The following is a 12,899-nucleotide window of genomic DNA, read 5'->3' on the forward strand; positions in this document are numbered from 1 at the left end:
CGGCCCGGTTCAGGGACTGGTCTGCCGCGCGCGCGATGAGTCGGATCCGCCAGCGCGGGTTCTGGATCAGTGTACGGGTTTCCCCTAGATCCGATGTAACCGGATCATTCAGCCTTGGCGGGGGTGTCCGGGCCTCCGCGCTGGCGGCGGCGGGCGCTCTGCATCAGCAGGATGGCCGTGACCGGCGCCGTCATGAACAGGAACAGGCAGATCAGCCATTCATGGACGATGGGCCGATGCTGCAACAGGCTGGCGATCAGGGTGGCCGCCAGGGCGACGCAGAAGGTGCCCATCGTCATGCCCATGGTCGGGGCGTGCATCCGTTCGCGGAAGCTGCGCAGGCGCAGCAGCCCGAGGGACCCGATCAGGGTCACCAGTCCCGCCAGAACGAGCAGCAGTGCGGCCGGTACGGCGGCCCACAGAGGCAGGTCGGTCATGGCTCGATCACCTCGCCGCGCAGCAGGAACTTGGCCAGGGCGGACGAGCCGACGAAGCCGAACAGCGCGATCAGCAGCGCCACGTCGAAATACAGTCCGGCCTCGAAGCGCAGACCCAGCACCAGCAGGATCAGCATACCGTTGATGTAGAGGGTGTCCAGGGCCAGCACGCGATCCTCGGCGCCGGGGCCGCGGATCAGGCGGATGGCGGCGCAGCCCAGCCCCAGGGAAAAACACAGCAGGGCGAAGCCGCCGGCCCAGTACAGTATCGTCGCGCTCATTCGAAGATCTCCATCAGGGGGCGTTCGTAGCGGTCCTGGATCATGCGGGTCAGGCCGTCGGGGTTGCTCAGATCCAGCACGTGCAGAGTCAGCACGTTGCTTACGGGATCGTGCCCGGCCCAGACGGTGCCGGGCGTGAAGGTGATGATGCAGGCGAGCGCCGCCAGACCGTGCGGGTCGCGGATGCGCAATGGAATGTCCAGGAGCCCTGGGCGCGTGTCGGCGCGGCGACCGCGCAGGATGATCCGCCCTACATCGCGGTTCGAGCGGGCGATGTCGGCGGCCACGTGTCCGGCCAGGCGCATGGCGGTGAGCGGATGCGACAGTCGTGCCCGGACCGGACGCAGGATCGGCGTCAGCAGGGCGAGCGTCAGGGCGATCGCCGTTCCCAGGATCAGATGGTCCGCCGACAGGCTGTCGTTCAGCACCAGCCAGAGGATCAGCAGCAGGCAGGCCAGCGGCAGGGCGCGGAACAGGCGTTTCATCGCGGGCCTCCGGACCCGGGCGCCGGTGCCGGGAAGTCGTGCTGGTCCTGGCCCAGCACCGCCTCGATGTAGCGGTCCGGCTGATCCAGGTACCAGGCGGTGTCCTCCAGGTAGGCCATCACCGATCCGGCCCGCGCTGTCAGCAGGACGCAGGCCGACAGCAGCACCAGGATGGGGATGGCCTCGTTCAGCCGCAGGGCCGGGACGTGGAGGTCTTCCGGCACCCAGAACAGGCGCACGCCGCAGCGCCCCAGGGCGATCAGGCCGGCCACGCCGGAGAACAGCATGGCCCCGACCAGCAGCCAGACGTTGACGGTGGGTGCGCCGTATTCGGCGGTGCGCAACGCGGCCGACAGCAGCGAGAATTTAGCCACGAAGCCCGATAGCGGCGGCAGGCCGATGATCAGCAGGGCGCAGGCGAAGAAACTCAGGCCCAGGAAGGCCATGGTGGCCGGCAGCGGCACGCCCACCGCCTGGCCGCTCAGGTCGGCCGCGTCGGGGTCGTCGTTCTCGAAGGCTTCCTGTGTGATGGCCAGCATGTTGGCACCGAACGATTGGCTGCGTTCGGTCAGTTCCAGCAACAGGAACAGGGCGCCCAGGGCCAGGACCGAGCTGAGCAGATAGTAGAGGGCCGGTCCCGTCAGGGTGGCGCCGGGCATGCCCAGGGCGGCGAACAGCGTCCCGGAGGACGTGATGATGGCGTAGGCGGCGATGCGACGCGCCTGTGTGCTGGCCAGCATGCCCAGGGTGCCGAAGGCCAGGGTGGCGATGCCGGCGGGGAACATCCAGGCGCCGCCGAAGGCCGCCGGGGCGCCCGCCGGCAGCAGCAGCGAGCCGATGCGCAGCAGGGCGTAGATGCCGACCTTGGTCATGATGGCGAAGAGCGCGGCCACCGGGGCGCTTGCCTCGGAGTAGGTGTTCGGCAGCCAGAAGTTCAGCGGCCAGGCGGCGGCCTTGATCAGGAAAGCGACACCCAGGATCGCGGCGGCGCTGTCGAACAGTTGCCGGTCCGCGCCGCGCAGGGCCAGGGCGCGCACCGCCAGATCGGCCAGATTCAGCGTGCCGGTCAGGCCGTAGATCAGGGCGATCGCCACCAGCAGCAGGAACGACGCGATCAGGTTGACGGCGATGTAGTGCAGGGCGGCGCCGACCCGGCGCTTGCCCGAGCCGTGCAGCATCAGGCCATAGGAGGCGGTCAGCAGGATTTCGAAGAAAACGAAAAGATTGAACAGATCGCCCGCCAGGAAGGCGCCGTTCAGGCCCATCATGATCAACAGGAACAAAGGGTGGAAGTGGCTGCCGGCGCGGTCCCAGCGGGCCGTGGCGTAGATCCAGGCGCACAGACCCAGGACCGCGGTCAGGCCCAGCATCAGCGCGGACAGGCGATCGGCCACCAGCACGATGCCGAAGGGCGCGGGCCAGTTGCCCAGCAGATAGACGCCGATGTCGTCGGGCCAGCGGGGCGCGCCGATGCCCTGGGTGGCGCGCACCAGCATCAGGGCGGTCAGTGCCATGAGGCCGAGCGCGCCCGCACCCAGGATCACGCGCAGCCGGCGCTGGCTGTCGCGGGTGAGCAGCATCAGCGCGCTCGTGAGCAGGGGGATCAGGACCGGCAGGACCGGCAGGTGCTGCAGCCAGAACCTCATGCGCGGTGTTCCTCGCCATCCACGTGGTCGGTGTCGCTCATGCCGCGCGAGGCCAGCAGCACCACCAGAAACAGCGCCGTGGTCGCGAAGCCGATGACGATGGCGGTGAGCACGAGCGCCTGGGGCAGGGGGTCGGCGTAGCTTGCCGGGTCGGCCCAGGCCGGATCAATGACCGGTGGGGCGTCCACCCGCAGTCTTCCCATGGCGAAGATGAACAGGTTGACCGCGTAGCCCAGCAGCGCGAGGCCCATGATGAACTGGAAGGTTCGCGGCCGCAGCAGCAGCCAGACCCCAGAGCCCGCGAGCACGCCGATCGCCAGTGCCAGTATCCATTCCATGGTCAGGGTCCTCGTTCAGTCAGGGCGGGGGTCGCGGCTTCGACGAGCTTGCGGTGCAAACGCAGGGACTGGTGCGCCAGGGCGATGATCATCAGGATCGTCGCACCCACCACCAGCATGTACACGCCCACGTCGAACAGCAGCGCGCTGGACAGGTGCAGCGTGCCGACCAGGGGCAGGGCGAGATCCAGCGTGTGGGAAGCGAGCAGGGGTTTGCCGGCCCACCAGACCGCCATGGCGGCGGCGCCGGCCACCAGCAGGCCCAGGGCGATCCAGGCTTGCGGGCGGATCAGGGGGCGGGCCTCGACCCACAGGATGCCGCCCACCATGTATTGCAGGATGATGCCGGTGGCCATGATCAGTCCGCCGATGAAGCCGCCGCCCGGCAGGTTGTGTCCGCGCAGCAGGAAATACAGCGAGATCAGAGTGGAGACCGGCAGCAGCAGGCGGACCAGGACGGCGGGCACGCGCAGTGTGCCGTCGGGCAGCGGCGCTTGCAGATCGGGTTCTTCGAAGGTGGCGGGCATGCCGCCGCGATGGCGCAGCGGTGCGGCGATGGTCTCGGCGGGCGGGCGGAAACGCCGCAGCAACGCGTAGACGCTGAGGGCCACGACCCCCAGTACGGTGATTTCGCCGAACGTGTCGAAAGCGCGGAAGTCGACCAGGATCACGTTGACCACGTTGGCGCCGCCGCCCAGAGGCCAGGCCTGCTGGACAAAGTAGGCGGCGATGCTGTCGTGCGCCGGGGGCCGCGTCATCATGACATAGGCCAGCACCGCCATCAGGGCGCCCGTGGACGCGGCCGCCAGGAAGTCGCGCCGTCGGCGCCAGCGCGTCGTCCCGGGGGTGGGGCCGGGGAATTCCTCGATGCGGGGTGGCAGCCAGCGCAGCCCCAGCAGGATGAGCACGGTGGTGACGACCTCGACCGTGAGCTGGGTCAGGGCCAGGTCGGGGGCCGACAGCCAGGCGAAGGTGAGGCAGGTGGCCAGGCCGGCCGCGCCGGCCAGCATCAACGAAGCGGCGCGATGGTATTTGGCCTGGTAGGCGGCGGCCAGGGCGCAGGCGCCGCCCGCCAGCCAGATCAGACCGAAGGACCACTGCGCCGGGGTCGTCAAGGTGACGCGCGGCCACCAGCCGCCCGGCAGCAGGGGCAGCAGCGTCACCGACCCGGTGGCCAGCACCAGCAGGAATACCTGCGGCTGCAGCCGCTGGGTCTGCAGCCAGCTCAGCAGGCGGGCCGAGCCGGCGTCGATGGCCTCCAGCAGGGTTTCGAAGGTCTGGCGCCCGTCCAGCCGGTAGATCAGGGGCACCTGGCCCGGCACGCGCCGGTCGTGCGCGCGCAGCCCCAGGTACAGGCCGATGCCGGCGATCATGGCGGCCAGGCTCATGAGCAGGGGCAGGTTCAGTCCGTGCCATACCTGCAGGTCGTAGGCCGGGACGTTGTTGCCCAGCAGGGCGCGCATGACCATGGTCAGGACGGGCTGCAGGAACAGGCCGGGCAGAATGCCCACGGCCAGGCAGAACAGGACCAGCACCGCGCAGGGGATCAGCATCATGCGGGGCGGATCGTGCGGCGTGCGCGGAAGGTCTGTCGCCGGGGGGCCGAAGAACACCTGCAGGATGAAGCGCAGGGAATACGCCACGCTGAGCGCGCCGGCCACCACGGCGGCGAGCGGCAGGCCCCAGCGGCTGGCCCAGTGCCCGGTGACGAACACGGTTTCCGCGAAGAACATTTCCTTGGAAATGAAGCCGTTGAGCAGGGGCACGCCCGCCATGGCGGCGGCCGACACCATGGCCAGCGTCGCGGTCAGCGGCATCAGGGTCCGCAAGCCGGACAGGCGCGTCAGGTCGCGGGTGCCGCTTTCATGGTCGACGATCCCGGCCGCCATGAACAGGGATGCCTTGAAAGTGGCGTGGTTGATGATGTGGAAAACGGCGGCCACCAGGGCCAGGCGGCTGTTCATGCCCAGCAGCAGGGTGATCAGGCCCAGGTGGCTGATGGTGGAATAGGCCAGCACGCCCTTCATGTCGCGCTGGAAGGTGGCGGCGTAGGCCCCCAGCAGCAGCGAGCACAGGCCCGCGCCGCCGATGATCCAGGTCCACCAGTCGGTGCCCGAGAAAATCGGCCAGAAGCGCGCCAGCAGGAAGACGCCCGCCTTCACCATGGTGGCCGAATGCAGGTAGGCCGACACCGGGGTGGGCGCCGCCATGGCGTTGGGCAGCCAGAAGTGGAAGGGAAACTGGGCGCTCTTGGTCAGGGCGCCCAGGGCCAGCAGGACCAGCAGGATCGGATACCAGCGGTGTCCCCGGATCGCCGTGGCGGCCGCGAGCACCGCGTCCAGATCGTAGCTGCCGACGATGTGTCCGATGATCAGCATGCTGGCCAGCAGGCAGAAGCCGCCGGTGCCGGTCACGATCAAGGCCATGCGCGCGCCGCGACGGGCATCCATGCGATGGTGCCAGTAGCCGATCAGCATGAACGAGGACAGGCTGGTCAGTTCCCAGAACACCAGGAGCTGGATCAGGTTGCCGGCCAGCACCACGCCCAGCATGGCGCCCATGAAGCTGAGGAGAAAGGCGAAGAAACGGGGAACCGGGTCCTGGGCCGACAGGTAATAGTGGGCGTAGAGGGCGATCAGGGCGCCCATGGCCGAGATGATCACGGAAAACAGCCAGGCGTAGCCGTCCATGCGCAGGGTCAGATCGACCCCCAGGGTCGGAATCCAGGGCAGGCGGAGCTTGATGATGCCCGAGGTGGCGATCTCGGGCGTGAGCCAGAGCGTCAGGACCAGACAGGTCAGCGCGCTGCCGCCCGCCAGCCAGGCCCCCGCTCGGCGCGCGGTCGCGGGCAGCAGCGAGGCGCACAGGCTGCCGGCAAACGGGATCGCGAGGATCAGGGTCAGAAGCATGGAGTGTGGTTGATACGGGAATCGGGCGACACGCGACACCTGGCGGCCGGTGGCGCGGCGCCGATGGTGCGAGTGCGAACGGGCTTGCTCGTAATTCCTTAATGATACGCGAAGACGACGGCTTGACCTGAGTCAAGTCGATCGAGCGCTTTTTGCGGGAGACTATGTTGAAATGTAGAACAATGCCGCCTGAAGCACCGGACCCATCGGTTTCCGGCGCGGCCTTGTCGCAGGAGCTTGCCGCATGACCACCCAAGAAATGCCCGCCGCGGCCTCCGGTCCGGAGGACATCGCCTTTCCCGACCTGGAGATTTCCGAGGCGCTGATCCGCCGTTTCGACCAGTCCGGCCCGCGCTATACCTCGTACCCGACGGCCGACCGTTTCCAGCAGGGCTATCCGGCGTCGGCCTACATCGAGCGTCTGCGGGGCCGGGCGGCCGCCGAACAGGCGCCGCCCTTGTCGATCTACGTGCACCTGCCGTTCTGCGAATCGCTGTGCTATTTCTGCGCCTGCAACAAGATCATCACCCAGGACCACAGCCGTTCGGCGGATTATCTGGACATCCTGTACCGTGAAATGGACCAGGTCGGCCCGCTGCTGGGCCGCCACAACCGCGCGGTGCAACTGCATCTGGGGGGCGGCACGCCAACCTTTCTGAGCGCGGATGAACTGACCGCGCTGATGGACCGGATCCGGCGCCACGTCGAGTTCACCCCCGACGCCGAGCTGGGCGTGGAAATCGATCCGCGCACTGTCCGGCCCGCTTCCCTGGCCATGCTGGCGGGCCTGGGCTTCAACCGCACCAGCTTCGGTGTCCAGGACTTCGACCCGCTGGTCCAGGCGGCGGTCAACCGCATCCAGCCCTACGACATGGTGCGTACGGCCTTGCAGGCCAGCCGGGACAATGGTTTCCAGTCCATCAACGCCGATCTGATCTACGGCCTGCCCAAGCAGACGCTGGACAGCTTCAGCCGCACCCTGGACCAGTTGATCGAACTGTCCCCCGACCGCATCGCCCTGTACAACTACGCCCACCTGCCCGACCGCTTCAAGGCGCAGCGCCTGATCCATGCCGAAGACCTGCCCAGCGCCGACACGCGCATGGGCATTTTCCTGATGTCGGTGCGCCGCCTGCTGGCGGCCGGCTACGTCTACATCGGACTGGATCATTTCGCCAAGCCCGACGACGAACTCAACCAGGCGCGCCTGAACCAGAGCCTGCATCGCAACTTCCAGGGCTATACCACCCGTGCGGAATGCGACCTGGTGGGCTTCGGCATTTCGGCGATCGGCAAGATCGGGGACGCCTACATCCAGAACCATCATTCGCTGAACGCCTACCGCGACAGTCTCGAACGGGGCGAACTGCCCACGGCCAAGGGCTTCGACCTGAGCCCCGAGGACGCCTTGCGCCGCGAGGTCATCATGACCGTCATGTGCAGCATGCCGCTCGACTTCGACGCCTTCCGGGCGCGCCACGGCCGCGCTTTCGAGGCCTGTTTCCCGGACGAACTGGAGCGTCTGCGTCCTTACGCGGACGCCGGCCTGCTGGAACTGGACGCACGCGGACTGCGGGTGCTGCCCAAAGGCCGCGTGTTCGTGCGTGCGCTGGCGATGGTGTTCGATCAGTACGTGCGCCGACCCCGTGTGGCGACCTATTCCCGGCTGATCTGATCGGGGGGCGGATCCGGCCGGTCGGCGGCGCCGCCCGGCCGGGTGGGCAGGCGCCACAGATAGATCGTCACGCCGATGCCCGGGATCAGCAGGAACCAGCGCGCCCAGGGCACCGGCATGATCGAGGCCGACAGGGCCAGCGAGGGCCACATCAGGGCCAGGGCGATGCATTTGCTGCGCAAGGGGATGCCGCGCCCCGCCTGAAAGTCGCGGATGTACGGACCGAGGATGCGATGGGACATCAACCAGGCATGCATGCGCGGCGAGCCGCGCAGGAAGCAGAAGGCCGCCAGCAGCAGGAACGGAGTGGTGGGCAGCAGGGGCAGGAAAATGCCCAGCCCGCCCAGGGCCAGGGCCACGTAACCCAGGAAGGACAGGAGGGCGCGGATCATCGTACCGGGGATTCTATCAATCCGTGGCGTCTGCGGGGCGGGGGTGACGACCGCTCGCGCCACGCGCGGATGCGCGACCTGCTGTCCCAGGTGCCGCTGTTCAACGAACTGCCGCCGCAGGATCTGGACCCCATCGCCCGGGGGACCAGCGAGATCAGCGCCGTGCGCGGGGACATCATTTTCCGGCGCGGGGATCCGTGCGTGGGATTCCATGTGGTGGTCTACGGCCAGGTGAAGCTGCTGTTCGTCTCGAATTCCGGGGTGGAGCGCGTGGTGCGCCTGATCGGCCCGGGCGACGGCTTCGGCGAGGCGCTGATGTTCATGGGTCAGGACTACATCGTTACCGCCGAAGCCCTGCGCGACACCCTGTTGCTGCACGTGGGGCGCGACGCGCTGTTCGATCAGCTCGACCGCAACCCCGGTGTGGCGCGCAAGATGCTGGCGGGCCTGAGCCGGCGCCTGTACAGCCTGATGGGCGACGTCGAGGCCTACACCTTGCACACCGGCGCCCAGCGCCTGATCGCCTATCTGCTGCGTGAATGGCGTGGCGAGGTCGGCCAGCCTTTCCGCATCGAGATCAGCAAAGCCGTCGTGGCCTCGCGCCTGAACCTGACGCCGGAGCATTTCTCCCGCATCCTGCGCGACCTGAGCGACCGCGGCCTGATCCGCGTCCGGGGCCGCGAATACACCGTCCTGGATCCCGACGGACTGAGGGGCTATAAAGGATGAGTCTGGACACGAAATGATCCCTGCGGATCATTTCGTGCCTGACGAATCGGAGCGGCCTGCAAGCCGCGACGTGGGGGGCTGCCTCAATCAGAGATGGATGAAGCCGCCGCCGCCATCACCCGTAATGTTTTCCGGTAGAGCCGCAGCGCCCGGCCGAGGTTCCAGGCCAGGCCGGCGGCCGAGACGATCTGCAGCGGGCCGGCCGCCAGCGCCGCAGGGGACCAGCCGGCCGCCGCCAGCGACCAGCACAGCACGACGGCGACATGGGCGGCCCATTGCCACCGGGCCGGGCGCTCGCCGACGTAGGCCGCCATCTTGGGCAGGATCTTCAGGTAGACGCGGGCCTGGCCCGGATCCCGGTCGGGCACGATCATGGCGTCCTGGGCGTGCTTCCACAGCAGGAAGGGCACGATCTTGTACAGCATCCCGTTCACCACCGAGCCCAGCACCCCCGCGATGATCACCACGCCCAGCACCGGCCCCGCCCGGGGGGATTGCCCGAGCGTCATCCAGATCCAGAGCGGCGCGCAGGCCAGCAGGCCGAGCATGCCCGTGTACCAGAACAGGGTCGTGGCTTCCGGGGCGGGCCGTTTGCGGGTCCAGAGCAGCCGCAGCGTGACACAGGCCCACAGCGCGTAGGCGCCGACCAGCAGCAGTTCCGCGGTCTCCCGCATCAGGCGGGGCAGGCCGGCGGAAGCGTCCAGCGCCGTCCAGGCCAGCAGCAGGCCTGGGATCAGCAGCGGCAGCCAGCGCGCAAGAGGCCTGGGGTAGAGCTCCGTCACCTGGAAGATCGGCAGCAACTGGAAGGACATGCCCATCAGCAGCAGGCCGCCCCAGCCGGCCAGCCCCCACAGCACGTGGGCGTCGACCCAGTCGGGCAGCGCCCATCCCAGGCCCAGGGACAGCGCCAGGACCAGGCCGATCAGCGCCGTACAGGACAGGGCGATCAGCGCCCCGCGCACCGGGACGAGGATTTCGCGGGCGCCCTTGTAAACCTGGCGCCGGTGCCGCCAGAGCGCCCGCGTTACGGCCGCCAGGTATAGCGCGAAGGCCGGGCCGAGCAGGGCCGCCGCCCCGATCCAGGCGGCCGGCCACCAGCTCAGGAATCCCGCCGCCAGCAGCAGCGTGCCCGCCGTCAGCAATGCGTGCGTCAGGCCGGCGACCGTGCGGGCGGCACCCACCGGGACGTTGCAGGCCACCGCCAGGATCTGGATCAGGGCGCCCAGCATGGCGCTGCCCAGGATGCCCAGGGTCCACAGGTGGGTGAGGGCCAGGGCGGCGCCATTCCAGCGCGAGGCGAAGGCCTGCGGCCCCGCCCAGGTGGCCAGCAGACCGGCCAGCAGCGCGAACAGCGGCACGTTCAGGAAAAAAGGCAGGGGCACGCCCAGGGCGGGCGTCTTGTCGAAATCCAGGGCGCGCCGCATCGCTATGTCACTATTTCGCGTCGTACCAGATCGTGACCTGGAAATGCGTGTCTTCGAAGGTGCAGCAATGCTGAAAGCCGTCGCGGTCCAGGATGGTGTATAGCGGGTACGGCTCGCGGTCGATGAGCATGTGCAGGCGCTGGCCCGGAGCCAGGTCGGCCAGGGCTTCCAGGCAGTGTTCCAGCGGTTCCGGTGCGGGCAGCGAACGTACGTCGAGGGTCAGGTCGGGAAGGGCCATGGAAAGGTCCGGAAGGAGGGCCGGGAGGGCGCGCGGCGCCGGTGCCGTTACCTTACACGATCCCTCGCTCCGCGTGCGACAAGACCTTGCGCGGAAGTCAGGATGCGGGCTTCTTGATCCGGATTAAGGTCCGATGCCGCTCGACAGGGCATAGTTTCCGCTATTGCCGAAGCGGGGCCCGGCGGTGCGCCCCGCCACGAACCCCTCTGGACTTCCCCCATGTCAGCCCTCCCCGAATCTCACCGTCCCGGCGTGGTGCCCCGCCACGACCTGTCGGACTTCGAACTCGTCTGTCCCGCAGGCAGCCTGCCCGCGCTCAAGGCCGCCGTCGACGAGGGCGCAGACGCCGTCTACCTGGGCTTTCGCGACGCGACCAACGCACGCAATTTCGCCGGCCTGAATTTCGACGCCGCCGCCATCGCCGAGGGCATCCGCTACGCACACGACCGCCAGCGCAAGGTGCTCCTGGCCCTGAACACCTATCCGCAGCCCGATGGCTGGCAGCTCTGGCGGGATGCCGTGGACCGCGCGGCCGGTGCCGGGGTGGACGCCGTCATCATGGCCGATCCGGGCCTGATGGCCTACGCCAGCGAACGCCATCCCAGCCTGCGGCTGCACCTGTCGGTGCAGGGCTCCGCCACCAACTACGAGGCCATCCGCTTCTATCACGACCGCTTCGGGGTGGCGCGCGCGGTGCTGCCCCGCGTGCTGTCGGTGGCCCAGGTCCAGCAGGTCTGCGAGAACACGCCGGTCGAGATCGAGGTCTTCGGTTTCGGCAGCCTGTGCGTCATGGTCGAGGGCCGTTGCGCCCTGTCGTCCTATGCCACGGGCGAATCGCCCAACACGCACGGCGTCTGTTCGCCGGCCAGGCACGTGCGCTGGCAGCAGACCGACAAGGGCCTGGAGTCACGCCTGAACGGTGTGCTGATCGACCGCTACGACGACGGCGAGAATGCCGGTTATCCCACCCTCTGCAAGGGCCGTTTCGATGTCGCGGGCGAAAACTACTACGCGCTCGAGGAACCCACCAGCCTCAACACCCTGGAACTGCTGCCCCGGCTGATGGCCATGGGGGTGCGGGCGATCAAGATCGAAGGCCGCCAGCGCAGCCCGGCCTACACCGCCCAGGTCACCCGGGTCTGGCGCCAGGCCATCGACCTGGCCCGCAACTCCCCGTCCCGTTATTCGGTGCATCCGTCCTGGATGGCCGAACTGAACAAGGTCGCCGAAGGCCAGCAGCACACGCTGGGCGCCTACCACCGGCCCTGGAAATGATCCCGCGCGGGACCATGCGCCCGGCGACCCGGCCGGGGACGCGGGTCGCCCCGCGCATTGCGCACAAGGAAACCTCATCATGAAAATCGCCCTGGGCCCCCTGCAATACTACTGGCCCCGCGTTACCACTTTGGAATTCTACGCCGCCGTGTGCGACTGGCCGGTGGACATCGTCTATCTGGGGGAAACCGTCTGTTCGCGTCGCCACGAACTGCGCCTGCCCGACTGGATCGAGGTCGCCGACATGCTGGCCGAAGCCGGCAAGACGCCCGTGCTGTCCACTCAGGTCCTGCTTGAATCGGGCAACGATCTGAACACTCTGTGCAAGATCACCGAAAACGAACGTTATGCCGTCGAAGCCAACGACATGGGGGCCGTGCAGCGGATGCAAGGCAGGCCCTTCGTCGCCGGCCCGTTCCTCAATATCTACAGCAAGCCGACCCTGGACGTGATCGCCGCTCAGGGCGCGGTCCGGTGGATCATGCCGCTGGAAATGGGCCGCGCCGGACTGACGCAGTTGCAGCGGGACCGGCCCGCCGGCCTGCAGACCGAGGTCTTCGCCTACGGCCGCATGCCCCTGGCTTTTTCCGCCCGCTGCTTCACGGCCCGCAACCGCAATTTCCCCAAAGACAATTGCCAGTACGTCTGCATGGATCACCCGGACGGCCTGTTGCTCGAAACCAAGGAATCCCAGGCCTTCCTGACGATCAATGGCATCCAGACCCAGTCGGCGCTGGTCTACACGCTGATCCACGCCCTGGATGAACTGCGCGACCTGGACGTGGACGTGATCCGGCTCAGCCCGCAGTCCCTCCACATGGACCAGGTCGCGGCGGCCTTCCGGGCCGTGCTCGACGGCCGCGAATCGGCCGAAGAGGCGCATCGGCGGCTGGTACCGCTGATGCCGGCCGGTCCCTGCAATGGCTATTGGCACGGCCGTGCCGGTCTGGACATGGTGGCTCCCGGAGAAATCGTCGTGTCGCAGGCCCCGGATGCGCGCACCCCCGGGGTCAAGGCGCGCAGCGTCGCCTGACGCCCGCCGTTTCCTCCATTTTTTCCATGAACCCGAC

The 12,899-nt window shown here is 68.2% G+C and carries 13 protein-coding genes; 4 read left to right on the plus strand and 9 right to left on the minus strand.

What is annotated here, in order from left to right; all coding sequences use genetic code 11:
- Positions 1-104: 104 nt before the first annotated feature.
- Genes mnhG through O4H32_RS09280 form a run of 6 tightly spaced genes read right to left on the minus strand, consistent with a single transcriptional unit; the run spans position 105 to position 6,096 of the window.
- Positions 105-437, minus strand: coding sequence for a monovalent cation/H(+) antiporter subunit G (mnhG, locus tag O4H32_RS09255; protein ID WP_269358492.1), 333 nt, complete (start codon positions 435-437; stop codon positions 105-107).
- Positions 434-718, minus strand: coding sequence for a K+/H+ antiporter subunit F (locus tag O4H32_RS09260; RefSeq protein WP_269358494.1), 285 nt, complete (start codon positions 716-718; stop codon positions 434-436). The genes mnhG and O4H32_RS09260 overlap by 4 nt, the downstream gene beginning before the upstream one ends.
- The gene (locus tag O4H32_RS09265; RefSeq protein WP_269358496.1) at positions 715-1,203 is read right to left on the minus strand and encodes a Na+/H+ antiporter subunit E; all 489 of its coding nucleotides are present in this window, start codon (positions 1,201-1,203) and stop codon (positions 715-717) included. Before O4H32_RS09265 ends, O4H32_RS09260 begins: the two co-directional genes overlap by 4 nt.
- Entirely contained in the window at positions 1,200-2,849 is a 1,650-nt protein-coding gene (locus O4H32_RS09270) for a monovalent cation/H+ antiporter subunit D (RefSeq protein WP_269358498.1), read from the minus strand. The genes O4H32_RS09265 and O4H32_RS09270 overlap by 4 nt, the downstream gene beginning before the upstream one ends.
- Complete coding sequence (locus O4H32_RS09275; protein ID WP_269358499.1) at positions 2,846-3,187, minus strand: Na+/H+ antiporter subunit C; 342 nt, start codon at positions 3,185-3,187, stop codon at positions 2,846-2,848. Before O4H32_RS09275 ends, O4H32_RS09270 begins: the two co-directional genes overlap by 4 nt.
- A 2-nt stretch (positions 3,188-3,189) precedes the next feature.
- Positions 3,190-6,096: a monovalent cation/H+ antiporter subunit A gene (locus O4H32_RS09280; RefSeq protein ID WP_269358500.1), complete on the minus strand. Its 2,907-nt coding sequence runs from the start codon at positions 6,094-6,096 to the stop codon at positions 3,190-3,192.
- Between the two features lie 244 nt (positions 6,097-6,340).
- On the opposite strand from O4H32_RS09280, the gene hemN reads away from it, so the two are divergent.
- Positions 6,341-7,771, plus strand: a complete 1,431-nt coding sequence (gene hemN / locus O4H32_RS09285; protein WP_269358501.1) for an oxygen-independent coproporphyrinogen III oxidase — start codon at positions 6,341-6,343, stop codon at positions 7,769-7,771.
- Here the strand turns inward: hemN and O4H32_RS09290 are convergent.
- On the minus strand, positions 7,753-8,163 hold the full coding sequence (locus O4H32_RS09290; protein ID WP_269358504.1) for a YbaN family protein: 411 nt from the start codon (positions 8,161-8,163) through the stop codon (positions 7,753-7,755). The two genes, hemN and O4H32_RS09290, sit on opposite strands and share 19 nt — an antisense overlap.
- A gap of 69 nt (positions 8,164-8,232) precedes the next feature.
- On the opposite strand from O4H32_RS09290, the gene O4H32_RS09295 reads away from it, so the two are divergent.
- Positions 8,233-8,892 (plus strand): Crp/Fnr family transcriptional regulator, encoded by a 660-nt coding sequence (locus O4H32_RS09295; RefSeq protein WP_269358506.1) that lies wholly within the window; start codon positions 8,233-8,235, stop codon positions 8,890-8,892.
- A gap of 83 nt (positions 8,893-8,975) precedes the next feature.
- Here O4H32_RS09295 and O4H32_RS09300 read toward each other — a convergent pair whose 3' ends face one another.
- Both O4H32_RS09300 and O4H32_RS09305 read right to left on the minus strand, forming a co-directional pair.
- Positions 8,976-10,316, minus strand: coding sequence for a hypothetical protein (locus tag O4H32_RS09300; RefSeq protein ID WP_269358508.1), 1,341 nt, complete (start codon positions 10,314-10,316; stop codon positions 8,976-8,978).
- Between the two features lie 10 nt (positions 10,317-10,326).
- On the minus strand, positions 10,327-10,554 hold the full coding sequence (locus O4H32_RS09305; protein ID WP_269358510.1) for a DUF2249 domain-containing protein: 228 nt from the start codon (positions 10,552-10,554) through the stop codon (positions 10,327-10,329).
- A 219-nt stretch (positions 10,555-10,773) separates the two neighbouring features.
- Between O4H32_RS09305 and ubiU the strand changes: the two genes are divergently transcribed.
- Both ubiU and ubiV read left to right on the plus strand, forming a co-directional pair.
- Positions 10,774-11,829, plus strand: a complete 1,056-nt coding sequence (gene ubiU, locus O4H32_RS09310) for a ubiquinone anaerobic biosynthesis protein UbiU (RefSeq protein ID WP_269358511.1) — start codon at positions 10,774-10,776, stop codon at positions 11,827-11,829.
- 79 nt (positions 11,830-11,908) lie between these two features.
- The gene (gene ubiV / locus O4H32_RS09315) at positions 11,909-12,862 is read left to right on the plus strand and encodes a ubiquinone anaerobic biosynthesis protein UbiV (RefSeq protein WP_269358513.1); all 954 of its coding nucleotides are present in this window, start codon (positions 11,909-11,911) and stop codon (positions 12,860-12,862) included.
- Positions 12,863-12,899 lie beyond the last annotated feature (37 nt).

Origin of the sequence: Castellaniella denitrificans (assembly GCF_027214045.1) — a bacterium.
GTDB classification, from domain to species: Bacteria; Pseudomonadota; Gammaproteobacteria; order Burkholderiales; family Burkholderiaceae_B; genus Castellaniella; species Castellaniella denitrificans_A.